Origin of the sequence: Pelotomaculum terephthalicicum JT, from assembly GCF_022410535.1 — a bacterium.
GTDB lineage: Bacteria > Bacillota > Desulfotomaculia > Desulfotomaculales > Pelotomaculaceae > Pelotomaculum_D > Pelotomaculum_D terephthalicicum.
This window is the reverse complement of sequence record NZ_JAKNBL010000020.1, coordinates 17,202-38,723: the sequence shown is the minus strand read 5'-3', so window position 1 is coordinate 38,723 and position 21,522 is coordinate 17,202. Positions and strand designations below refer to the sequence as shown.

The window sequence follows — 21,522 nt, the reverse complement described above, 5'->3', positions numbered from 1 at the left end:
GTTCGGGGATTGCCAAACAATCCCATAATCTAATAAAAGCGTTGCTAAATACTTTGAAAACTTGACCTTAAGGATTGCTTATTAGTTGACGAACTAATATATATAGGGTCTATTTGATTAGCGAATTATTTTACCAAGTTTGAGGAGGCTTGAAAAGAATGATTCCAAAACTGAAGCTTATAAAAAACATACTATTTTTCTTTTTGTTCTGCGTTGCCTGGTTGAATCCTTTTCAAATTAAACCGTTGTTCGCAGCTACGCAGACGTCATTTTCAGCTGTTACGTACACGGTAGCGGAAAACGCGGGCACCGCGACGATCACGGTCTACCGGAACGGCGGCTCCACTGGACCGGTGACGGTTGATTACGCCACCAGCAACGGAACAGCCCGGGCCGGCACCGACTACACGGCCGCCAGCGGCACTTTGACCTTTGCCGACGGTGATACCAATGAGTCTTTCACCGTGCCTATTATAGATAACGACGCCAAGGAACCAACCAAAACAGTCAAGCTCACCTTGAGCAACCCGACCGGCGGCGTTGCCCTCGGCTCTCAGAAAACGGCTGTCTTATATATTACTAATGACGACGAGTCCAACGGACAGCTTGAGTTTTCCGCCGCCGCCTATACTGTAGGGGAAGACGAAGCGACCGGATACGCAACGATTACAGTCAACCGGAACAACGGTTCCCATGGGGCGGTAACGGTTAACTACGCCACTGCCAACGGAACGGCCAAGGCCGGCACGGACTACACGGCCGCCACCAATACGCTGACCTTTGCCGACGGTGATTCAGCTGCAAAAACATTCACCGTACCTATTATAAATGACACCGCCTATGAATCGACGGAAACAGTCAAGCTTACCCTGAAAAGCCCGACCGGCGGCGCCACCCTCGGCTCCATGAGAACGGCTGTCTTAAACATTACCAACGACGACGCGTCTCCCGGTCAGTTTGAATTCTCCGCTTCCACTTACACGGTTGCGGAAGACGTATCAGGTGGAACCGTAACCGTCGAGGTTTACCGGAACGGCGGCTCCAGCGGGGAGGCGACGGTTAACTACGCCACCAGCGACGGAACGGCCAAAGCCGGCACGGACTACACGGCCGCCACTGATATTCTGACCTTTGCCGACGGCGAGACTATACAGACGTTTGAGGTTACTATTACAAATGATGAATTTTACGAGCCGACGGAAACAATCAAGCTCACCCTGAGCAACCCGGCCGGCGGCGCCACCCTCGGCTCCCCAAAAACGGCTGTCTTGCGGATCGCCAGCGAAGATTCTTCCAACGGCGAGATGGAGTTTTCCCTCACCTCGTACAATGTGATGGAAGATGCGGGCACCGTAACCGTCGAGGTTAACCGGAACGGCGGCGACAACGGCCCGGTGACGGTTAACTACGCCACCAGCGACGGAACGGCCAAGGCCGGCACGGATTACACAGCGGTCAACGATACTCTGACCTTTGCCGACGGTGATACGGCCGCAAAAACATTCGACGTGCCTATTTTAAACGACAGCACCTATGAGCCGACCAAAACGGTCAAGCTTACCTTGAGCAGCCCGACCGGCGGCGCCACCCTCGGCTCACAGAAAACGGCTGTCTTGAACATCATCAACGACGATGAGTCCAACGGACGGCTTGAATTTTCCGCCGCCGCCTACACCGTGGCGGAAGACGCGGGAACCGTAACGGTCTCGGTCTACCGGACCGGCGGCTCCAACGGGCTGGTGACGGTTAATTACGGCACCACCAACGGAACAGCCAAGGCCGGCGTGGATTACACAGCCGTCAACGATACTCTGACCTTTGCCGACGGTGACACGGCCGCAAAAACATTTGACGTGCCTATCACAGACGATACCGTCTATGAGCCGACGGAAACGGTCAAACTCACTTTAAGCAGCCCGACCGGCGGTGCCACCCTCGGCGCCCAGAAAACGGCTGTCTTGAACATTGCCAACGACGACGCGTCTCCCGGCCAGCTTGAGTTCACTGCTGCCTCATACACATTTGCGGAAAACGCGGGAACAGTTGCGATTGCGGTCTACCGGAGCGACTCCAGCGGCGCGGTGTCGGTTAACTACGCCACCAGCAACGGAACGGCCAAGGCCGGCACGGACTACACGGCCGCCAGCGGCACTCTGGATTTTGCCGACGGACAGACCACCAATACATTTAACGTACCTATCATAGATGACGGCACCTACGAGCCGGCGGAAACGGTCAAGCTCACCCTGAGAAATCCAACCGGGGGCGCCACCCTAGGCACCCAGAAAACGGCTGTCTTGAACATTGCCGACGACGATAACAAAGGGCTGTTTGAATTTTCCGCCGCCACGTACACAGTAGCGGAGGACGTTGTCACAGCCGAGATCACGGTCAGCCGGAACGGCGGCTCCAACGGCGATGTGTCCGTGGTATGCTATACCAGCAACGGAACGGCCAAGGCCGGCACGGACTATACGGCTACCAGCACCACTCTTAATTTTGCCGACGGCGATACTACTGAAACGTTCGACGTGCCTATTACAAACGACGGCCTGTGTGAATCAACGGAAACGGTCAAACTCTCCTTGACCAGCCCGGCGGGTGGAGCCATCCTCGGCGCGCTGAAATCGGCCGTGTTGTATATTACCGACGACGACGCTTCCAACGGCCAGCTTACTTTTTCCGCCGCCACGTACACAGTAGCGGAAAACACCGGAACGGCGACGGTCACGGTCAACCGGGAGGGCGGCGACAGCGGTGCGGTGACGGTTGATTACGCCGCCACCAACGGAACGGCGAGGGCCGGCGCGGATTACACCGCCACCAGCGGCACCCTGACCTTTGCCGACGGAGATTCAGCCGCAAAAACATTTGACGTGTCTATCACAGACGACGGCCTGTATGAAAAGACGGAAACGATCAAGCTCAAATTGAGCAGCCCGACCGGGGGCGCCATCCTGGGCCCCCAAAAAACGGCTGTCTTGAATATTACTGATGACGACTGCAAAGGCGAACTTGAATTATCCGACGCCGCATACACAGCAGCGGAGGATGCCGGAACGGCTGCAATCACGGTCGAACGGAGCGGCAGCACCAGCGGAGCGGTGACAGTCAATTACGCCACCACCAACGGGTCAGCCAAGGCCGGCGCGGACTACACGGCCGCCAGCGGCAGTCTGAGCTTTGCCGACGGAGAGGCTTCCAAAACATTCGACGTGCCTATTATAGACGACAGCTTGTACGAGCCTGCGGAAACAGTCAAGATTACCTTGAGCAGACCGACAGACGGCGCCACTCTGGGAGCCCGGAAAACGGCTGTTTTGAGCATAACCGACGACGACGAGTCCAACGGTCAGTTTGAATTTTCCGCCGCTTCGTACACGGTGGCGGAAGACGAAGCGACCGGATACGCAACGATTACAGTCAACCGGATCGGCGGCGACCACGGGGCGGTCACGGTAAGATACGCCACCAGCAACGGAACGGCCAAAGCCGGCGCCAGCGCGGACTACACGGCGGCCAACGGCACCCTGAATTTTGCCGACGGAGAGACTTCGCAGACGTTTGAGGTAGATATTAATAACGACGACTTGAATGAGCCTACGGAAACGGTCAAGCTCACCTTGAGCAGGCCAGCCGGGGGCGCCGCTCTCGGCTCCCAAAAAACAGCGCTATTAAGAATTACCAACGACGACTCGGCAACTGGCGAGATAGAATTCTAACAATTAGTATATTATGAAATTGGTTTTTGAAAATGTAAAACCTGCCGGCTCCTAATAGGAACGGCAGGTTTTAAACTTTCATGCAGCTCATATCGGGGTATCGCCAACATTTTAACGAGAATATACTCTAAGACATAAATTACCAGCTAAATCGCTGGTTTCTTTACTCTAAGATATATATTACCATTTTTATATAGTGGTCTGCAGTGGCCTCAACGAATCCAGCGTTGTTGTGTTTCGTAAATCAAAGGTGTATTCTCCCAGGAAGTTAATGTGTTCCCATGCAAGAGGGGAAACGTGCGGCAGTAGTTCTTTAACCCTTTCGTCTGTTTTTAACTGCTTAGTCGCTTCTGTGAGATAAACCGTATTCCAAATGCTAATAGCATTAATCAGTATATTTAAGGCACTGGCTCTTTGTAATTGATCCTGTAGGGCACGTTCGCGAAAATCACCTTGTTTCCCGAAGAATATAGCCCGAGCCAGGGCGTTCATGGCTTCGCCTTTGTTTAAGCCTTTCTGTATCCGCCGACGCATGGCTTCACTGGAAATGTAATCGAGAATGAAAATAGTCTTTTCAATGCAGCCCATTTCTTGTAGAGCATCCGTTTCGTGGTGCAGTAGCCCATCAATAATATGAATTGCGTCCCGGGCGTTGGTATTAATAATTTTTGTGTAGAAAGCGGAGAATTGGTCACTGGTAAATCTGTATATGGTGGCACCTTTGCCCGATCCGTAGTGAGGGTTTGCATCGGCGCGCAGCGCCGACACACCAATTTGCATTCTCATTCCGTCAGAAGACGATGTGCTTCCATCACCCCAAAAAGAGGTAGGGCCAACTTATGATGGAAATTGACCAACGTGGCCTGTGCCGGTTCATCGCATCTTCATACATTCTCCATTGGGCTACATTGGCCATCTGGCGATATGAAACGCCTGGTGTGGCTTCGGCCATTTTAGTCAGCCCTATATTTGTTCCCATGGCCATGAGAGTAGCCATAAGTACCGGTTTTTCTTCCTCATGAGGGGGCTTGCCGGTGGAAGCATGGATAAATTGATTCTCAAAGCCTGCCCAACTGGATACCTCAATGAGCAGTTCAGTCAGCTTGATTCGTGGAAGCATCCCGTACAGGCTTAAACTGAACTGCCTTGCTTCATCGGGAACGTTTTTCTCCAGCCTTTCAACATGGATCTTGCCTTTTTCCAAACTTACTCCTTCAAGGTCCTTGATGTTTTTGCTCATCCAGTTCAGGCGGCTTAGGAGAGCGTTGGTGCGTTCCTCTAAATATTCGTCAACTGATAAGCTAACAGCAAGCCTGGTGCCGGCAGTGCGGGCTATCTCCCATTCTTCCCGTGAGAAAATGTATTCATCAAAGTCCTTATGCTGCCGGCTGCCCACGATTGAAACATCTCCGGAACGGACTGAATTTCTCAACTCCGTGAGCGCGGCCATCTCGTAAAAACGGCGGTTAATGTTCCCGTCTTCATCATAAACATGTTTCTGCCATCGACTGCAGGATATGAAATCTAACGGTGCGTCTTCCGGAACCTTGCGCTTCCCTGTTTCATTCATTTCCCGGATCACGTCGAGAGCTCTAAGTAAAGGTTCTGTAGCTTTCGTGCAACGAAACTCCAAAGCTTTTAATAGAGTGGGAGTATACTTCCGGAGGTAGGAAAAACTATTCTCCAATAAATCAAGGAAATCGTAATCAATAGGCCGCGACAGTTTTTTGGCTTCCTCAACCGAGGATACGAAGTTATCCCAGGGCATTACGGATTCTAATGCCTCATACGGATCTGTTCCCTCATTCCTGGCCCTTATCAATGCATCGCCCAGGTTGGCAAAGTGAACCACTTTTTCATTGATGGATTTACCATTTTTCTTTTGTATTTCATCCTGAGTTTTTTTGCCCTTCTTCTGAAGGTTTGATATTAACTTATCATGAATTTTAAAAGCCTGGTCAATCAGATCCTGGCTTAAATCCATCAGGTATGCAACCAACATGGCATATTTTTTAGAGTCCTTGAACCTCCGGAAAAGAAATGGTTCATACCTTGCCCCAAGCCGGGACAACTGACGCAGACGGTTAGGGTGAATCCCCTTGGTATCGAAGTTAAGATTTAACTGCCTAATATACTTAAGTTGTGGTATAAGCTTTGTTATTCTTTGTTTGATCGTTGTACTTGGACACCAGATCGCCGTCGGCGTTACCGAAAATGTTTTTGGCAATAATCAGGTCCATCGCGGCCACCACCTCCACCTCGGTCAGGGTATTCTTGGGTTTGTCCAGCGAAATGGTGGTCCGGGTTCCCGCCTGGCACTTCCGGCGGTGAGCGCCTTTTATACACTCAATTTTACCGGATGCACGACCTACACTTCAAGCTCCGTGGTCAAAAACGAGATGCGGATCGCGATTCCGGCTATGGGGTGTGCTCTTATCGTCAGTGCGATCTTTGTTTTGTCAAGGAAATTGATCTGGTGGGAAGATTTATTAAAGGTTTCAGCTACCTGCACAATGTTGCCACGCTGGAGTTGTATCCAGAGAAATGTATTGGCTGTGGCTGGTGTTTAGAGGTCTGTCCACACCAGGTCTTCCCACTCGTAAAAAATAAGACACATCACCGATTTCAATGCCTGCATGGAATGTGGCACCTGTGCCAGAATTTGCCTGCCCGCTATTGATGTCGGGATCGGTTGCGCATCGGGACTCATCAACGAATGGTTTCTTGAACAAAGTTACTATAGTTCCCTTAAGAAATGCTGCGGATGAGAAATTGCTTCAGGTCAATTGATCAATCTATTCTGTTTGTGTTTTATAGCGAAGGATTTCCCCGTTGAACAATTCCAACAAGAACTTGGCTTTTTCTCGCATTAATTCGTCCTCGCATCCCAGAAATTGAGAAAACGCATCCTCTTTTATAAGGGCGGCCTCGTCCAAAGTCTTCCCTTTCACCAATGTACAAAGAATCTCTATGGCTACGTTGGTTGTTGGATCGCTGATACATTCATACTTGATATCAGAAATAAGGTTATCGACCACCTGGATATAGAGATACAAGAAATCGTCCGTATTTCCACAGACGGGGCTGACTTCTCCGAAAGTTTTCAGGGAAATGGATGCATTTTCGAGTTTACCTATATATTCAAATCCCGTTTTTAATAATCTATGGTAATAAGTCATAACTGCTTCGTGCATTTCGTTCTCCTCCTTTATTCGCTTGACTTAAATCTCAGATATAGCCGCGCTCTTTGGATATCACATCCAGCGTTTCTGGGAATATTCGACATTCATCCATGGTATTGTAGAAGTAGCAGGAAACCTTAGCAAAAACTATATAACAGAGCAGGAGCTGCAGCAAATGCAACTCCTGTTGATACCCATCAACCGCTTCAGCATAGACGAACTACCGATTTCAATGCCTGCATGGAATGTGGCGTCTATACCAGGAATTTTCCTGTCCCCGCTATACGTGTTGATGCCGGGATCGGTTTACGCATCGGGGCTCATCAGCGAATGACTTTTTGAACAAAGTTTCTATATTTCCCTTAAGAAATGCTGCAGATGAGAAATTGCTTCAGGGCAATTGATCAAATCTATTCTGCTTGTGTTTTATAGCGAAGGATTTCCTCGTTGAGTAATTCCAGCAAAAACTTGGCTTTTTCTTGCATTCCTTCGTCCTCGCACCCCAGAATTCGAGAAAACGCATCTTCTTTTATTAGGGCAGCTTCGTCTAAAGTCTTCCCTTTCAACAATGTACAAAGAATCTCTATGGCTACGTTGGTTGTTGGATCACCGATACACTGATACTTGATATCAGAAATGAGGTTGTTGACCACCTGGATATAAAGATCCATGAAATCGTCCGTGCTTGCACCACAAGCGGCGCTGACATCTCCTAAAGTTCGCAGGAATATAGATGGATTTTCGAGTCTACCGGTATACTCGGATCCCGTTTTTATTAATCTCTGGTTATACGCTATAATATTTTCGTGCATTTCGTTCTCCTCCTTTGTTCACTTGACTTAAATCTTAGATATAGCCGCGCTCTTTGAATATCTCATCCAGCGTTTCCAAGAATATCCTGCACTCATCCACGGTATTGTAGAAGTAGCAGGAAACCCGGTACACCATTCTATGCTCACTGTGTGATATGGGGCGGGTCCATTCCGGTCCGAACTTCTCGTTAAAATAGGAATGCACACAGAAAACACTGTCCCTGATCATAACGTTATTCTTTTCGCTGAGATCAACGGCCATCCCCACCGCATTCGGCCGTTTGACCTCGAAGGTCAAGATTCCGCCCCTTTGTGACGCATCTTGTGGGCCGACGATTCTGAACCATCCCGTATCCCCATAACGGTTCATCAGTTCCTCGGTCAGAAAACGGTTCAAACCGGCCTCATGGTCCCTTATCCTGTCCATTCCAATCTGCTGCAGGTATTGGACAGTTATTCCTGAGGCAATCTGGGCGGGGTAATTCTGGATTCCTGCTTCGAATCTATACGGCGGAAGCATAAGGGCGTAGGAATGATATGTCGAATCGGCGACCGTTCCACCGCCCAGGATGACAGGCGCGACCACATGATCTGCCTCATCCTCTTCATGGGGATTCTGTCCAAGAAGTTCTTTTTTCCCATAAAGCACACCCACCCCTCGTGGCCCACACATCTTATGAAGTGAAAAAGCCAGGAAATCGACGTCCAGGTTCTGAACGTCAATCGTTTGGTGGGGCACGGCCTGAGCGCCATCAAGGAGTACCAGGGCACCGTATTGATGTGCTATTTTGGTTATTTCTCTTGCAGGAATGGTATAACCGGTTACGTTTGACGTGTAGGAAATACTGACCAATCTGACCCGGCCAGTTTTCATCTTCCGCTCGAAAGCATCGAGGTCAAAGTTATCCTGATCATTGGGTAATGTAAAATCAACCTTGATACGTCCTGCTTTCTGCAACTTCAGCCAGGGAAGCAAATTCGAATTGTGTTCCTTATCGGTCAGTAAAACAACATCCCCGGGCTGGAACGGGAAACCAAGCGCCACCGTGTTGAGGGCATGAGTTGTATTGAGGGTAAAGATGATTTCTTTTTCAGAACCGGCGTTGATAAACTCGGCTATAATCTGTCGTGAGCCCTTTATGCCCTTTCCGGGATTTCCTTCAATTCGTTCGGAAACCTCTTGGGCAAACCAGTGACGGCTTCTTGTGCCGCTGCATGAGGGATATTCCATATAATACTCTTGAATTGACTCAATGACCTGTCTGGGCACCAAGGTTGTGCATGCATTATCCAGGTAAATGGGAGGTTTCCCCTTTCGCTGTCTCTTAAGTGAGGGAAAGTCTTCTCTACATTCCTCAATGGATTTTCTGCTATCCATGCTTTCCACCTCGTCCTGGTAACTCTTGATAATTATATAGAAGGATCTCTGATGATGGGCGATGCCATTAAGTCTGTATCACCCCGCCCCTTACAGCAACTGCGAGTTCCAAGGAACCCACAGTTGCTGTGTAATTTAATTATGTTCTACTCGGTTAATATTATTGAGTTAGTTGGGCAACTTTCTTCACATGCGCCGCAATCAAGACAGGCATCGGGGTAGACAACTGTCGAAATTTCTTTGATTTCAAATACCTTGGGCTCTGCCGGACACAATTCATAGCATGTTGCGCAAGCAATACACGTCTCACCATTTACAACTGGATAAATGCTGTAACCCCAAACATGCGGCATATTGCTGACCTCCCTTTTTCTGCCCTTACCAATTTGAACCTTTATTACTGTTAACCTCGGCATAAAAATAACCTTACTTTGTCCCCCTTATCGGCAGACTTGATGTGTAGGTCTGAATGTACGCTTGTGGCTGCAAATGCTACGCAAAAACTTTCCAAGATCTCAGTCTTCCTTAAGTAACTCTTCCAAGATTTCAACAGAATCCTGTACGAATTTAGGGCACACGGAGGTAAAGAGGTTCTTATCTATAGCATACTTTATCCCTTCAGAAGTACTAATGTCACATTTTATTAAATCCTTGCAAATTGTAGATCCGTTTAGTGTTTCAAATCTCTTAATAAATTCCCGCGCAACAGCATAAGACTTTTTCATAGCTTTATAATTTTTTGCGTTTATGTCCGCATATTTTAGCCCTATTACCATGAAGGCGCCATTAACAGCACCGCATGTGCCGCCTGTATGGCCTACTCCACCCCCAAAAGCGCCGGCTACCCTTATAGCTTTTTCTTCCTCCATACCTAACTGTGGAGCAAATGAAGCAAGGACAGCCTGAGAACATTGAAATCCATTACTAAAAAGTGATAAAGCTGTTTCTAATCTACTCGTAAAATAAACCCTCCTAAAAAAAATCTTCGGTTGTTGTAATTTTGTTATTTTTAGTTGTAATATTAATTACCGTTAATTAATATTACGGGTTGTTAAAAAACTGTATGAGGCAGGAGTGATGCTGTCCCCTACAGTTTTTTTCTTAGAAAACCGCTTTCTTATTGTGATTATTTTTTCTGAGCGAAACCACTCAAACAAATTTATTCTGTTTTACCAAAACAGAAGAGGTTATTATCATGTGTCTCAACATACTAGGCTCTGATCAAATTCCATGGCCTTTTTCACTGTAGATGGATCAGCTATATAGTTTCTATATGCCAAATATAGAGCCCACTCGTATTGCCTTTCCGCACTTTTAGGGATATAGTTTGTTCTCCCGACTATTTCCAATAGTTTTTTAGAAGCTTGATCACCCTTTAAGCCAAGTTTCAATACCTCAAGAAAAGCTCGTTCTACTCCAGCCAATCCTATCATATCTCCACCGACATCTATCTTAAATATTTTTGATGCATTAGGAACACTACTGCTCATATCTGATTATCCCCCCCTTCTTTTTAAAATGTCAAATTAAAGGAATATCCAGCCATTATTTATCTATTAAGTTAAGTTCTTTAACGTCCAAAAATACCTGTTCCAGCCCTAACAACCTCGTCATGTCGTCGCCAACTTTTAGTTTATAAACTTTTGATGCGTCTAGATTACAACAACTGCCCATGTATTGATCCTATCCTTTTTTAATTCTTATTTTATATACTAGTATAAGCTGATTATTTTAACAATTTGATTTTACCTTGTCATCTTTAGAAACATTTTTATTATTATCTTCTTTGTCCACCTGGACAATTTTCATGTCACATCATCCTGAAGATGACTTAAGATTTTTTAAAAAGCCAAACGACCCTTTCTTTTCCTCTTTTTCTTTACTCATTTTCAAAACTCCTCCGGCGTTCGCCTTGTTATTAGCCTCTAGCTATATAGTTTTTATATTCTTGAGGAGAGCTACCCTGTATTCAATTTCAGCACTTTCCGGAACATAATTTCTTCGCTTCCACTATTTCCAACAGTTTTTCAGCAACTTCTTGACCCATTAAATTAAGCTCCCTTACATCCAGAAAAGCCTGTTCAACTCCGGTCAATCCCACTACTATACCACCAACGTTCAGCTTATAGATCTTGGGAGCATCGGGATCACAACATTTTTTGCCCATTTATACACCTTACCCCCTTTCGTTTTATAATATTGGTTGCAGAATTTGAAAAATGAATCCGGACAGTATGGCTACAACGAGAATCGTGACTGTAAAAGTAGCTACCAATTTCGGTTTAAAAATGGATGCCAGTAATGTTAATTCAGGAATACTGGCCCCGGCACCACCGATTATCAATGCCATTATCGCTCCCAAACTCATGCCTTTCGCCAGCAACACCGTACCAATGGGAATCATGGTTTCAACTCGAATATACATTGGAATCCCAATGGCGGCAGCGACCGGTATGGCAAATAGGTTGCCTGGTCCGGCAACTTTAATAATAAATTCCTCAGGCACAAAGCCGTAAATAAACGAACCGATACCGGCACCTATAATTAAATAAGGAACAACCTGTATAAATAAACCCCATGTTTGTAAACTGGCACGTTTTACCTTTCCCTTATTGGTTAACGGTCCATCAGTTTTTTCAGTTTCCTCACAGCAACCATATTGTATCCGCACATTTTTATATGTGCTGGCTAGCCCCACTCGCTCCCATAATGCACCGAAAAACACTGATGCGACAAAAGTCAATATCCCGTATAGTATTGTAAATTTCCATCCCATCATAGTTAAAAATAAGGTAAGTATAACGGGGTTGAGAAGAGGTGAAGAGATAAGAAAGGACATAGCCGCACCAAAAGGCGCTCCTCCATTTAGTAAACCAACTAGTATGGGAATAGTGGAACAGGAACAAAAAGGTGTAACTGCCCCTAAAGTTGCTCCGAGGATATTCCCCAGCCATTTTTGGGGTTTTGCAAGATACTTCCGAATAGTTTCTTCGGTGATAAACTCTTGGAGCAAGGCAATAAGGAAAGAGATACCGACGAATAATGCCAGCAGTTCACCACAAATCACAAGAAAATACTTTCCGGCAGTGATTAGATTATTTAACTGAAACATTAAGACACCCCCGTTCTGATAAAACACACCAAGGATTGCTTTTCGAAAGCTATTGTTTTATAGCCTCAAGAATGTACTTAGCTGTTACCCCCCAGGCTTGAGCTGCTACTTGATAAGCATTCTCTCCTTTAGGTGTTAGGGTATAAATCTTTCTTTCGCGACCGGAAACAACTTGGGTAGTCAATTCAACTAATCCGTTATCCGTGAACTCCCGTAAGACTGGGTAAAGGCTTCCCTCAGTAGGCGCACAGCATCCATCAGTAAGACAAGACACTTGTTTGGTAATCTCATAACCATGTAGTGGTTGCCGATGAAGTACCTGCAAGATAAAGAAACGGGAAAGACTCATTCTAATTAAGCTTTCCCAGTATTCCTGGCATTCGTATTTTATATTAAACACCTCCGCATGAATAATAGGGCTATACATATAACCTAAATGCATTATACGGTTATGCATTAATTTTTGTCAATAAAAATATGTTAAGAAGTAAGAAAATTACTAAGATAAAAGCTCACTCTAAACCTTTATCCTCTTCACTTTGGAGACTCTGTGAGGTATTGTAAACAATATTTTCAAGGTTGTAATGCATATTGATAAATATACGATAATAGTTTTATCCCGGCATGAGTCCTCTTCCGATAAATATGATAATTTGGGTTCTTCAGGTTCCCAGTCTTGATGTTTACTTTTCAGATATAACATCTGTAATGACCGGAATCATTTTGGTTTTGATAGACCTGTCATAATATTTTATATATAAAAGTGTCAGAATAAATGCAACGATACTTGTACTAACCTCAGATAATAACGCTGGAAATCCAAACTCTTGCGAAATCAATACACCGATCAAGAAACCCATAAACGTTGTTAGTAGAGGTAACAAGAAGGCAATAAAGGCTGCTATTAACATATTGTCTTCAGGTATGAGAACGTAATTAATTCAAGTACGACTTCACCTTCTTTAAGGCCGGCAATTGCAATAGGGTTACCGCATCCTAATCCCATATTCGCTTCAGGCGGTACATTTTTTAAATCGCTTTCCGTATAGCCGATGTCAATAGACGCTTCATTCACGTCCAATGGAATGCTTTCACAACCGCATCCGCCACCACAACAGCCCCCACCTGCGTTTTTTAACGCGACATCAGCATAATTCTTCCGAATAAATTCTCTAATTTCTTCATTATTATCCGGCATATTTACACCCCATTAATCATTAATGAATAATTCTTGTTATTCTACAAGTTCGCTTACTACTTCCGAAATCATAGCTATTGAAAATCCACCATGGAAGCGTGGTTCACCGTTAATCACAGTCAAAGGGAGCCTTACTCTATCCAAGATCTTAGTAATATCGGGATAATTCTTCATCTCTTTACTTTGCACATCCACGTAAGTATATTGGATGGCCTCGCCAAAATTTTTCACAAGAGATTCTTTCAAATCTTCAGCTTCTTCTTGCATTGTCTTTGTAGGACCGCAACATGCGGCCTCCGGTGATGGGTCTCAGCAGCCGCCGGAAGGCATAGGCGCATTAGTTCCGAATATGGCTACACTGACTTTTTTCATTGTCAAATCCCTCCATGATTAATAAAATATTTTTGGCAAATTGAGACGGAAGCATGTCCATCACTATTTGGACAGGTTAGATCTTCATGAAAACCACACTTATGTATTTATTTTGCAGTTCATTGGAATCTTTTTAGGTAATTACCTTGCCCCCTGCATTTCATTTGCAAAATACTTGCGTTTGAACCCAAGAGCGATGTTAACCAGCCCAATCATTACAGGTACTTCAATAAGAGGCCCGATGACCGCGGCAAAAGCCTGGCCGGAATCAATGCCGAATACCGCCACGGCCACCGCTATAGCCAGCTCAAAGTTATTGCTGGCGGCCGTGAAGGCGAGCGTCGTGGCCTGACCGTAATTGACTCCGGATGACTTACTAAGGAAAAATGACAGGAAAAACATTATAACGAAGTAAACAAGTAGTGGTACGGCGATTCTAGCCACATCCATCGGCAAGGTTATGATATAGTTGCCTTTCAAAGAAAACATCACGATGATAGTAAATAATAGGGCGATCAAAGCAAGTGGGCTAATCTTGGGGATAAATTTTTTCTCATACCATTCTTTGCCCTTGGCCGGCATCAAGGTAAATCTGGTAATCACACCACCTAAGAAAGGAATACCGAGGTATATCATCACGCTTTTAGCCACTTCACCCATGGAAATATGGATGGCCATTGATTTAATCCCCAGCCACTGGGGCAAAAGAGTGACAAAGAAGTAGGCGTAAACCGAGAAGAAAAGCACCTGGAAGATTGAGTTTAGGGCCACAAGCGCGGCTGCGTACTCCGCATCCCCTTTGGCCAAGGAGTTCCAGACAATAACCATGGCAATGCACCGGGCCAAGCCGATGATAATAATGCCCACCATATATTCCGGATAACTTTGCAAAAAGATGATTGCTAAAAAGAACATCAACACCGGCCCGATAATCCAGTTCTGCAGCAAAGAGAGTCCCAGAACCTTGACGTTTCTAAATACATTGCCGATTTCTTCGTACTTTACCTTGGCAAGTGGCGGGTACATCATCACAATTAGGCCGACGGCAATGGGAATCGAAGTGGTGCCAACCTGGAATTCTCTTAGCAGGTTCGCCACTTCCGGCATAACATAGCCCAATCCCACGCCAAAAAACATAGCCAGAAAGATCCACACTGTTAAAAAGCGGTCGAGTAAGGAGAGCCTTCCTAAGGCTTTTTCCGACATACTACTGTTTACCTCCTCTTCTCTTTATTATGATTTTTTCTTCATCAATCATTTTTTCGCAAACTTCGGGGTCGAAACCCATTTCTGTGCAAAGATTAGGATTTTGTCTGAGCTGCGATGGTTTCGGCAGGGAACAGGAAAAACAAGAAAGCTCATCAAGAAAACAGTCCAACTGCTTATAAAATTCCCTGATACCATCTTTATTCAAAGTATAGAATACAATTTTTCCCTCCTTTTCACTATTAATCAGCCCCGCCTGTTTTAAGATTTTTAAATGGTGCGCAATGGCCGGCTGCGACAAGCCGATGGCCTGAATAATCTCACATGCCCCCATTTCCTGACATGTCAACAACTTTAATATATTTAGCCTGTGCGAGTCTCCTAGTGCCTTAAATATGTTGATCATAGTACCACCTTATACTATATATTTAAATAATTAAATTTTTATGTTATATTGTAATTATTACTGGATTTTTAGTCAAGTAGTTTCCCAAGATATGTTTCCCAAGATATGTTGGAAGGTGATTAACCTAAACATGGATACTAAGCCGTTGATTTACTTTCTTTGTACGGGCAATTCCTGCCGCAGTCAAATAGCGGAAGGTTTTGCGAAATATTATGGCGGTGAAAAATTTAAGGTTCTTAGCGCTGGAATAGAAAACCACGGTGTTAACCCAACAGCCCTGCAGGTAATGTCAGAAGCTGGTATAGATATATCTAAACAGACTTCGGATTTATATCGATGAAAATATTTTGATAAAGAGTGACTATGTAATTACTCTGTGCGGTGATGCTAATGATAAGTGCCCTATAACTCCCCCCGGTGTAAACAGGGAGCACTGGGATTTACCAGACCCAGCGAAATTGTCCGGTAACGAACAAGAAATTATAAGAACTTTTCGAATGGTTCGTGATGCTATAGAAGAAAAAGTAATGGATTTACTGAAGAGGATTTCACCCACAGAGCAAACAACCACCGCCCCATAATAGTAATTATTTATGGGGGAGTTAACGGGTTAGTTTATAGGATCGGTGAGACTGTAAATTGGCAGCCCGGAATAACTTGCAGGTTTTTATTCATGGCCACTCAGACAGTTAACCGAAATCTTCCTCGTTCAGGTTTGTAGTGTAGACAAGTTACCAATGAGTATACTATTATCTTTAAAAATATTTTCTTTACATCTCTTTTAAGTATTGACAATAAATCTTAAAGCGCTTAACATATAAGTATATACTCATATGTGTCGATACTAATATCAAAATAGACCAATATCAGAATTGGAGGAGCTTTGTGTGGGTGAGTTTTTCGGGGAAACCAATGTTGAACACGTTGCTAAACTATTTAAAATTCTAGGAGATACCAACCGTCTTCGTATTCTGCTTGCTATTGGTAAGGGCGAAAGTTCCGTATCCCAAATTATCGAAGTTACAAGCCTTTCCCAAACTCTTGTCTCTTTTCATTTAAGAGCTTTACGAGAAGTGGGTTTTGTAACAGCAGAACGACAAGGTGCATTTATTTACTACCGTTTGTTTAATTCAGATTTGTTAGATTTAGTTAGTGAATTTCAGGAATATGCAAGTAAAGAAACGGTTAGTAAAGAAACGGTTGAAAATAAGAAAGTAGAATTTTCATCCCCTTGTCCCCCAATTTGTAAAATATTTAAAGGTAGGTGATGGTTATAGTGATACAGTGCGGATCAGTATGGATGGCCAGAAGATGACAGAATAACTTGGCTTATATCTTATTTATATCAGGTAACACCATGGAAATATTAAATTACTATAAGGGGGTCCATGGAAAAATGAAAGAACAAATGGGTATGATGGGTGCAATGAACCCAATGGAAATGATGCAGAAAATGTGCGGAATGGGTATGGATAAGATGGAGCATATGGAAAAAGGGTTCAATCCTATGGAAATGTGTATAAAAATGACTGAATCCGTAACCAAGGCGGCAGAAATGGGAAGTTACGCGACACCGGAAGTACGGGCGTTATTTGAGGACTGGGTCGGAGAGGTAGAAAAAGAAATATTAACATTCATTGAAGCCAAGGATGAAGTTAAGACAAAGGATATTGCCGAAAAGTTAAAAATTAACGAGGGAAGCGTGATATTCTTTATTAGCCGTCTAGCCCAACAGGGGAAAATAAAAATTAAAGGTATTAGCATTGGTGATTATAAAAGTGACGCTAACAAAGTGGCTCAACCGACGGAATAATTGGCCTGTCTTAGTTATTAGGTTAGTCTAGAGAGAATTATATTATTAAAGCTGTCTTGAAACCCGAGTGATTCGACGGGCTTCAAGACTTTTTTTCCGACATCGCTTGGCTTATACTCACGGGTAATTTAATGCTGTCGCGTTTCTTTCATTGTAGACAATATTAGAATATTATCATATAATGAAAATATAATTAAGCATTTAGGATTTAACGTCCCGGAAAAAGCCGCCCTCAGTTTTACGTTCGGTAGCAGCAGGCGTTGTAATAAAAATAAAGGGGGATGACTGTTGAACGAAAGGTTGTTATCCATGGAAGCTGATTTTATAAAAGCTTTAGCACATCCAACCAGGATTCGAATTATTAAATACTTGATGAACAGCGAAAGATGTGTTTGTGAGTTTACCGAGGACTTGGATGTGGAACAATCAAATATGTCACAGCATCTGGCTATTTTAAGGAAGCAGGGGATCGTTAGCTCTCGTAAGGATGGCATGAAAGTTATGTATAAAGTGAACCATCTCCAAATTTTTGAAATTCTGCAACTGATTGAAGATATCCTGGTATCGCAGGTTAAAGAAACTTTGAGTATATTAAGTAAAAAAGGAAGGGAGGATGAAAATGGATATTAAAATATTAGGTACCGGCTGCGCTAACTGCAATAAGCTTGAGCAAATGGTTATCGACTTGTTAGGAGAGTTGAATGAAGACGCGAATGTTTCCCATGTAAAAGATTTGAGGGAAATATTAGCTTATAATGTGATGCGGACACCGGCCCTGGTTGTTAACAACCAGGTTAAGTTGTCCGGAGTAGTTCCAAGCAAGGACAAGTTGAAAGAAATTATCACCAGTGCGTTAAAGAAGCGAGGGTAAACTATGTGGCAGAAATCTGTTGACTATTTGGTTTATGGTCTGATGGGGTTGTCACCTGAATCACACCTGGGTTCGGCAGTTAATTTCTTTCTTTATGACACGGTCAAAATATTATTTCTGTTGGTCCTGATCATATTTATTATAGCTGTAATCAGAAGCTTTTTCCCGCCAGAGAAAACAAAGGTAATGCTGGGCCATAGAGGGGAGTTCATTGGCAACATTATTGCGGCGGTGCTTGGTATTCTCACACCCTTCTGAAGCTGCTCTGCGGTGCCGATGTTCATCGGCTTCGTGGAAGCGGGGGTCCCGCTTGGAGTGACTTTCTCTTTTCTGATATCTTCGCCGATGGTGAATGAGGTTGCCCTGGGAATGCTCTGGATGATGTTTGGCTGGGAAATAGCGCTAATATACATTATCAGTGGGGTTATCATTGCTATAATTGCAGGAACGGTTCTGGGCCGATTGAAACTGGAGCATCTTGTTGAGGAATATGTGTACCAAATTAGTTCTCCGGGATGCGGCTGTGCCGTCGAAGAGCATGAACAAACCTGGAAAGAGCGAATTAGTTATGCAAAAGATTATACAGTGCAAATATTTAAAAAGGTTTGGATTTGGGTTATTGTCGGAATTGCTGTCGGAGCCGTGATGCACGGCTATGCCCCGGCCGGTTTCCTGGCTCAATACGCGGGCCCGAGTAATCCTTTGGCAGTACCGCTTGCAGTTGTAATTGGCATTCCTTTATATTCCAATGCTGCCGGAATGATTCCAATTGTAAAGGAACTAGTTAGGACGGGCATGGCGATGGGCACAGCCCTGGCTTTCATGATGGCGGTAACGGCACTGTCTTTGCCTGAAGCAATTATTTTAAGGCAAGTACTGAAACCAAAGCTACTTGTAACTTATTTCAGCATTGTTGGTTTGGCGATTATCGGTATAGGCTATTTATTCAATGTCATTCTTTAGCTTATGTTGTAATAAATAGCTTAAAAACTAAATACTATTTTTACTACATTATTTCCAAAACATATATATGAATTTAAAACCAGTCGCCTTCTTATAGCCTCTGGTATATTTTGTTCTTTCATATGTATCTGAATTTAATGACTAGATAAAATTAGGACTGTTGTATCCTCTGAGCCTAAAAAGCTTACCTAATAGCTGGTATATACGGTATACATTGAAATTGGTTCGTAAACTCAAAAGCCGGATTAATCCTGAGAGGGGGTAACCCGGCTTTTGAGTTTATGTAGAGGTACCGCCCACATGAGCAATATCACAAATTAGTGAATTGTCTAACAATTACCCCTGGTTAAATCCTTGCTGGTAATGCCCCATATTACCAAAACATAAAACCAGAAGCTTTCTTATAGCCTCTGGTTATTTTTTGTTTTTTCATATATATCTGATTTAAGACTGTAAAGATAAAATTAAGACCATTATATCCTCTGACCCTAGGAAGTTTACCTATATTATACAAAGCAATATATGGCAGAATACGGATTAGAGTAAAAATATCCATTAGTTAGCTGTCAAATTATATCTTAGCGTATATTTTCGTTAAAATGTTGGCGATACCCCATATCTCATATCTCATACCTCGTTTATAACCATGCGGGAACCGTTGAACGTGGTCTTAGGTCTAATGCTAATGCTTCACCTTTTTTTCAATATGTATCGCGCAGTCCGGGCAAACGTCCCGGCAAATTCCGCAGGCAATACAGTCGCTGTTTGCCCGCACCGACGGCGTGCCGTAAACCCCCAGCACGTCCGACCAGCCCAGGGACTTTTTCGGGCATTTTTCGATGCACAGCCCGCAGCCCTTGCATAAACCGGGGAAAAGCGTAAAATAACCTTTTTCCAATTCCTGCGTTCTTGGTTGAAATTCCATAGTCACGGAAAACTTCCTTTCCTCACCAATCTTTCAAGACCGGGCTTTCAAGCTTCGGCAACCAGCTCAACACCGCGCTCCATCGCCTTAAAATTCAAATCACGCAATTTCGGCTGCTTTTCAAATTTATAACCCAGCTTTTTTTCCACAGCGGCTTTGGCCCGCTCCAGGGGAATCACGCCGGTGGCGCCGATCACCGCTCCCATGATGATGATGTTGAACACCCTGGGGTGAAACTCGTTTTTAGCCACATCGATGGCCGGTATGGGCAAGATCCTGCCTGCTTTTTGAGGAAGCTCACTTTCTATGCCCTCGATCCCGCTCTCATACACAAAAGTGGTGCCCGGTCCCGCGTAATTAACGGTACGGCGCACGGCGCGGTCACTGAGCGCCACCACGATATCGCCGGTTTGAAATTTCGGCGCGCCGATATCGCCGTCACTGATCTGGACATAGGCCACCGACACCCCGCCGCGCTGCTCCACCCCGAAGTTAGGAATATATAAGGCCTGTTTGCCTTCCTCATTTGCCGCTTCCGCGATAATCTCGGCCACTGACTGAACTCCCTGGCCCCCCTCACCGGCCAGCACAATCTTTGTTGTTTTATTCATTTTTCCTGGTTTCACCCACCTTGAAATAAACCGGCATTTTTTCTTCAATAAAATCCCACGTTTCCGCGGCATTGGTACGCCAGTTCGTAGGGCAGGCGGAAAGAGCCTCGACAAAAGAAAAACCAATCTCCTTCATCTGGTTTTCCAGCGCCTTTTTGATAAAGCTCTTCAGCTGGCGGAGGTTGGCAATGCTGCCCCGGGCCACGTAAGCCTCTTCCCTGCTGACGGATGCGACCATTTCCTGGCCGTGCAAAGGGAATCCCGTGGTCTCAGGGTCGCGTCCGTAAGGAGTGGTTTCTGTTTTTTGCCCGGGCATGGTGGTTGGCGCCATCTGGCCCCCCGTCATCGCGTACTGCGTGTTGTTGGCCAGAATGGCGGTGATCTTTTCATCGCGCGCGGCCGCGCTGATGAGATGCTGCACGCCTATCGAATAACCTCCCCCGTCACCCATGTACGCTATACAGATCAATTCCGGCCTGGCCCGCTTGATGCCGGTGACAACCGGCGTGGTGCGCCCGTGGTGTGTCTGGACGGAATCCAGGTTAAAAAAGTCCCATGACAGCAGGGAACAGCCGATATCGCACCCGAACACCGTTTTTCCCTGGATGCCCAGTTCATCAATCGCCTGACCCAGGCATTTCAAAACCAGGCCGTGCCCGCAACCCGGGCAAAACTTGTGGGGTTTGGTGTCCGCCCGCCAGCTTTGGGGCATGACGGGCTCTATCGCGCAAGAATTATTAACTGACAATCCACAGCACCGCCCTCAAGTGGTATTGTTGCCGACAATCATATCTTTACCTGATTAGCAGGCAGTTTATACTGTAAATCGCCTAAAGATTTTTATTACTTTTATTACTATTTAGGTATTCAGAATTCAGGAGTCAGAATCACAAAATAGGAGTCAGTAGTCAGAATTCAGTAGGGATTTCTTGCTTTTCTTCAGGGTTTTTA

General features: G+C 44.9%; 29 protein-coding genes. 9 read left to right on the top strand and 20 right to left on the bottom strand.

The features are described 5' to 3' along the window. Positions 1-158: 158 nt before the first annotated feature. A complete protein-coding gene (locus L9W92_RS12010; RefSeq protein WP_240083992.1) occupies positions 159-3,722 on the top strand; it encodes a Calx-beta domain-containing protein in 3,564 nt (1,187 codons plus the stop codon). Positions 3,723-3,911: 189 nt separating this feature from the next. On the opposite strand, the gene L9W92_RS19580 is transcribed toward L9W92_RS12010, so the two are convergent. The 3 genes from L9W92_RS19580 to L9W92_RS11995 form a co-directional block, all read right to left on the bottom strand. After that, positions 3,912-4,502 (bottom strand): Tn3 family transposase, encoded by a 591-nt coding sequence (locus tag L9W92_RS19580; protein ID WP_282442351.1) that lies wholly within the window; start codon positions 4,500-4,502, stop codon positions 3,912-3,914. Between the two features lie 31 nt (positions 4,503-4,533). Then, on the bottom strand, positions 4,534-5,724 hold the full coding sequence (locus L9W92_RS19575; RefSeq protein ID WP_282442350.1) for a Tn3 family transposase: 1,191 nt from the start codon (positions 5,722-5,724) through the stop codon (positions 4,534-4,536). Positions 5,725-5,857: 133 nt separating this feature from the next. Further along, positions 5,858-5,980 (bottom strand): DUF2922 family protein, encoded by a 123-nt coding sequence (locus L9W92_RS11995; RefSeq protein ID WP_312038098.1) that lies wholly within the window; start codon positions 5,978-5,980, stop codon positions 5,858-5,860. A 101-nt stretch (positions 5,981-6,081) separates the two neighbouring features. On the opposite strand from L9W92_RS11995, the gene L9W92_RS19175 reads away from it, so the two are divergent. Then, positions 6,082-6,402: a 4Fe-4S binding protein gene (locus L9W92_RS19175; protein ID WP_240083991.1), complete on the top strand. Its 321-nt coding sequence runs from the start codon at positions 6,082-6,084 to the stop codon at positions 6,400-6,402. Between the two features lie 115 nt (positions 6,403-6,517). Here the strand turns inward: L9W92_RS19175 and L9W92_RS11985 are convergent, their stop codons facing one another. The 14 genes from L9W92_RS11985 to L9W92_RS11925 all read right to left on the bottom strand — a co-directional run bounded on the left by L9W92_RS11985 (position 6,518) and on the right by L9W92_RS11925 (position 15,388). Next, entirely contained in the window at positions 6,518-6,916 is a 399-nt protein-coding gene (locus tag L9W92_RS11985) for an iron-sulfur cluster assembly scaffold protein (RefSeq protein ID WP_240083990.1), read from the bottom strand. A gap of 398 nt (positions 6,917-7,314) precedes the next feature. Next, the gene (locus L9W92_RS11980; protein WP_240083989.1) at positions 7,315-7,716 is read right to left on the bottom strand and encodes an iron-sulfur cluster assembly scaffold protein; all 402 of its coding nucleotides are present in this window, start codon (positions 7,714-7,716) and stop codon (positions 7,315-7,317) included. Between the two features lie 34 nt (positions 7,717-7,750). Further along, complete coding sequence (locus tag L9W92_RS11975) at positions 7,751-9,094, bottom strand: aminotransferase class V-fold PLP-dependent enzyme (protein WP_240083988.1); 1,344 nt, start codon at positions 9,092-9,094, stop codon at positions 7,751-7,753. Between the two features lie 146 nt (positions 9,095-9,240). Next, positions 9,241-9,447 carry a 4Fe-4S dicluster domain-containing protein gene (locus L9W92_RS11970; protein ID WP_240083987.1) on the bottom strand — a complete coding sequence of 69 codons (207 nt, stop codon included), beginning with the start codon at positions 9,445-9,447 and terminating at the stop codon, positions 9,241-9,243. 162 nt (positions 9,448-9,609) lie between these two features. Then, positions 9,610-10,077 (bottom strand): C-GCAxxG-C-C family protein, encoded by a 468-nt coding sequence (locus L9W92_RS11965; protein WP_286726547.1) that lies wholly within the window; start codon positions 10,075-10,077, stop codon positions 9,610-9,612. Between the two features lie 219 nt (positions 10,078-10,296). Further along, a complete protein-coding gene (locus tag L9W92_RS11960) occupies positions 10,297-10,584 on the bottom strand; it encodes a hypothetical protein (RefSeq protein ID WP_240083985.1) in 288 nt (95 codons plus the stop codon). Between the two features lie 485 nt (positions 10,585-11,069). Continuing rightward, positions 11,070-11,261 (bottom strand): hypothetical protein, encoded by a 192-nt coding sequence (locus L9W92_RS11955; protein WP_240083984.1) that lies wholly within the window; start codon positions 11,259-11,261, stop codon positions 11,070-11,072. A 24-nt stretch (positions 11,262-11,285) separates the two neighbouring features. Further along, positions 11,286-12,206, bottom strand: coding sequence for a permease (locus tag L9W92_RS11950; RefSeq protein WP_240083983.1), 921 nt, complete (start codon positions 12,204-12,206; stop codon positions 11,286-11,288). A 49-nt stretch (positions 12,207-12,255) separates the two neighbouring features. Further along, the gene (locus L9W92_RS11945) at positions 12,256-12,606 is read right to left on the bottom strand and encodes a PadR family transcriptional regulator (RefSeq protein ID WP_240083982.1); all 351 of its coding nucleotides are present in this window, start codon (positions 12,604-12,606) and stop codon (positions 12,256-12,258) included. Between the two features lie 283 nt (positions 12,607-12,889). Next, positions 12,890-13,117 carry a SoxR reducing system RseC family protein gene (locus tag L9W92_RS19355; protein ID WP_376741808.1) on the bottom strand — a complete coding sequence of 76 codons (228 nt, stop codon included), beginning with the start codon at positions 13,115-13,117 and terminating at the stop codon, positions 12,890-12,892. Further along, positions 13,111-13,404, bottom strand: a complete 294-nt coding sequence (locus L9W92_RS11940; RefSeq protein WP_240083981.1) for a class I SAM-dependent methyltransferase — start codon at positions 13,402-13,404, stop codon at positions 13,111-13,113. Before L9W92_RS11940 ends, L9W92_RS19355 begins: the two co-directional genes overlap by 7 nt. A gap of 36 nt (positions 13,405-13,440) precedes the next feature. Continuing rightward, positions 13,441-13,671 carry a hypothetical protein gene (locus L9W92_RS11935; protein WP_240083980.1) on the bottom strand — a complete coding sequence of 77 codons (231 nt, stop codon included), beginning with the start codon at positions 13,669-13,671 and terminating at the stop codon, positions 13,441-13,443. Positions 13,672-13,917: 246 nt separating this feature from the next. Then, complete coding sequence (gene arsB, locus L9W92_RS11930; protein ID WP_240083979.1) at positions 13,918-14,982, bottom strand: ACR3 family arsenite efflux transporter; 1,065 nt, start codon at positions 14,980-14,982, stop codon at positions 13,918-13,920. Between the two features lies 1 nt (position 14,983). Then, positions 14,984-15,388 (bottom strand): ArsR/SmtB family transcription factor, encoded by a 405-nt coding sequence (locus L9W92_RS11925; protein WP_240083978.1) that lies wholly within the window; start codon positions 15,386-15,388, stop codon positions 14,984-14,986. 130 nt (positions 15,389-15,518) lie between these two features. On the opposite strand from L9W92_RS11925, the gene L9W92_RS19510 reads away from it, so the two are divergent. From L9W92_RS19510 to L9W92_RS11895, 7 genes are all read left to right on the top strand, one after another. Continuing rightward, positions 15,519-15,728, top strand: coding sequence for an arsenate reductase/protein-tyrosine-phosphatase family protein (locus tag L9W92_RS19510; protein ID WP_312038097.1), 210 nt, complete (start codon positions 15,519-15,521; stop codon positions 15,726-15,728). A gap of 7 nt (positions 15,729-15,735) precedes the next feature. Then, on the top strand, positions 15,736-15,969 hold the full coding sequence (locus tag L9W92_RS19570; RefSeq protein WP_312038096.1) for an arsenate reductase/protein-tyrosine-phosphatase family protein: 234 nt from the start codon (positions 15,736-15,738) through the stop codon (positions 15,967-15,969). Positions 15,970-16,275: 306 nt separating this feature from the next. Beyond that, positions 16,276-16,656 (top strand): ArsR/SmtB family transcription factor, encoded by a 381-nt coding sequence (locus tag L9W92_RS11915; protein WP_240083977.1) that lies wholly within the window; start codon positions 16,276-16,278, stop codon positions 16,654-16,656. A gap of 128 nt (positions 16,657-16,784) precedes the next feature. Beyond that, positions 16,785-17,201: a winged helix-turn-helix transcriptional regulator gene (locus L9W92_RS11910; RefSeq protein WP_240083976.1), complete on the top strand. Its 417-nt coding sequence runs from the start codon at positions 16,785-16,787 to the stop codon at positions 17,199-17,201. Between the two features lie 288 nt (positions 17,202-17,489). Further along, complete coding sequence (locus L9W92_RS11905; RefSeq protein ID WP_240083975.1) at positions 17,490-17,831, top strand: ArsR/SmtB family transcription factor; 342 nt, start codon at positions 17,490-17,492, stop codon at positions 17,829-17,831. Continuing rightward, positions 17,821-18,072 carry a thioredoxin family protein gene (locus L9W92_RS11900; protein WP_240083974.1) on the top strand — a complete coding sequence of 84 codons (252 nt, stop codon included), beginning with the start codon at positions 17,821-17,823 and terminating at the stop codon, positions 18,070-18,072. Before L9W92_RS11905 ends, L9W92_RS11900 begins: the two co-directional genes overlap by 11 nt. 3 nt (positions 18,073-18,075) lie before the next feature. Further along, positions 18,076-19,035, top strand: a complete 960-nt coding sequence (locus L9W92_RS11895) for a permease (RefSeq protein WP_240083973.1) — start codon at positions 18,076-18,078, stop codon at positions 19,033-19,035. A gap of 682 nt (positions 19,036-19,717) precedes the next feature. Here the strand turns inward: L9W92_RS11895 and L9W92_RS11890 are convergent. From L9W92_RS11890 to L9W92_RS11880, 3 genes are read right to left on the bottom strand one after another with little or no spacing between them, the layout of a single operon-like run. Beyond that, positions 19,718-19,960 carry a 4Fe-4S binding protein gene (locus tag L9W92_RS11890; protein ID WP_240083972.1) on the bottom strand — a complete coding sequence of 81 codons (243 nt, stop codon included), beginning with the start codon at positions 19,958-19,960 and terminating at the stop codon, positions 19,718-19,720. A gap of 47 nt (positions 19,961-20,007) precedes the next feature. Continuing rightward, complete coding sequence (locus tag L9W92_RS11885) at positions 20,008-20,571, bottom strand: 2-oxoacid:ferredoxin oxidoreductase subunit gamma family protein (protein ID WP_240083971.1); 564 nt, start codon at positions 20,569-20,571, stop codon at positions 20,008-20,010. Beyond that, positions 20,564-21,319, bottom strand: coding sequence for a thiamine pyrophosphate-dependent enzyme (locus tag L9W92_RS11880; RefSeq protein ID WP_376741807.1), 756 nt, complete (start codon positions 21,317-21,319; stop codon positions 20,564-20,566). Before L9W92_RS11880 ends, L9W92_RS11885 begins: the two co-directional genes overlap by 8 nt. Positions 21,320-21,522 lie beyond the last annotated feature (203 nt).

Excerpts from the sequence above, each read along its gene's own strand:
- L9W92_RS12010 (WP_240083992.1), top strand. The coding sequence starts at position 159 with ATGATTCCAAAACTGAAGCTTATAAAAAACATACTATTTTTCTTTTTG.
- L9W92_RS19580 (WP_282442351.1), bottom strand. The coding sequence starts at position 4,502 with ATGCAAATTGGTGTGTCGGCGCTGCGCGCCGATGCAAACCCTCACTAC.
- L9W92_RS19575 (WP_282442350.1), bottom strand. The coding sequence starts at position 5,724 with ATGTTGGTTGCATACCTGATGGATTTAAGCCAGGATCTGATTGACCAG.
- L9W92_RS19175 (WP_240083991.1), top strand. The coding sequence starts at position 6,082 with ATGCACGACCTACACTTCAAGCTCCGTGGTCAAAAACGAGATGCGGAT.
- L9W92_RS11985 (WP_240083990.1), bottom strand. The coding sequence starts at position 6,916 with ATGCACGAAGCAGTTATGACTTATTACCATAGATTATTAAAAACGGGA.
- L9W92_RS11980 (WP_240083989.1), bottom strand. The coding sequence starts at position 7,716 with ATGCACGAAAATATTATAGCGTATAACCAGAGATTAATAAAAACGGGA.
- L9W92_RS11975 (WP_240083988.1), bottom strand. The coding sequence starts at position 9,094 with ATGGATAGCAGAAAATCCATTGAGGAATGTAGAGAAGACTTTCCCTCA.
- L9W92_RS11970 (WP_240083987.1), bottom strand. The coding sequence starts at position 9,447 with ATGCCGCATGTTTGGGGTTACAGCATTTATCCAGTTGTAAATGGTGAG.
- L9W92_RS11960 (WP_240083985.1), bottom strand. The coding sequence starts at position 10,584 with ATGAGCAGTAGTGTTCCTAATGCATCAAAAATATTTAAGATAGATGTC.
- L9W92_RS11955 (WP_240083984.1), bottom strand. The coding sequence starts at position 11,261 with ATGGGCAAAAAATGTTGTGATCCCGATGCTCCCAAGATCTATAAGCTG.
- L9W92_RS11950 (WP_240083983.1), bottom strand. The coding sequence starts at position 12,206 with ATGTTTCAGTTAAATAATCTAATCACTGCCGGAAAGTATTTTCTTGTG.
- L9W92_RS19355 (WP_376741808.1), bottom strand. The coding sequence starts at position 13,117 with ATGTTAATAGCAGCCTTTATTGCCTTCTTGTTACCTCTACTAACAACG.
- L9W92_RS11940 (WP_240083981.1), bottom strand. The coding sequence starts at position 13,404 with ATGCCGGATAATAATGAAGAAATTAGAGAATTTATTCGGAAGAATTAT.
- L9W92_RS11935 (WP_240083980.1), bottom strand. The coding sequence starts at position 13,671 with ATGCAAGAAGAAGCTGAAGATTTGAAAGAATCTCTTGTGAAAAATTTT.
- arsB (WP_240083979.1), bottom strand. The coding sequence starts at position 14,982 with ATGTCGGAAAAAGCCTTAGGAAGGCTCTCCTTACTCGACCGCTTTTTA.
- L9W92_RS11925 (WP_240083978.1), bottom strand. The coding sequence starts at position 15,388 with ATGATCAACATATTTAAGGCACTAGGAGACTCGCACAGGCTAAATATA.
- L9W92_RS19510 (WP_312038097.1), top strand. The coding sequence starts at position 15,519 with ATGGATACTAAGCCGTTGATTTACTTTCTTTGTACGGGCAATTCCTGC.
- L9W92_RS11910 (WP_240083976.1), top strand. The coding sequence starts at position 16,785 with ATGAAAGAACAAATGGGTATGATGGGTGCAATGAACCCAATGGAAATG.
- L9W92_RS11900 (WP_240083974.1), top strand. The coding sequence starts at position 17,821 with ATGGATATTAAAATATTAGGTACCGGCTGCGCTAACTGCAATAAGCTT.
- L9W92_RS11890 (WP_240083972.1), bottom strand. The coding sequence starts at position 19,960 with ATGGAATTTCAACCAAGAACGCAGGAATTGGAAAAAGGTTATTTTACG.
- L9W92_RS11885 (WP_240083971.1), bottom strand. The coding sequence starts at position 20,571 with ATGAATAAAACAACAAAGATTGTGCTGGCCGGTGAGGGGGGCCAGGGA.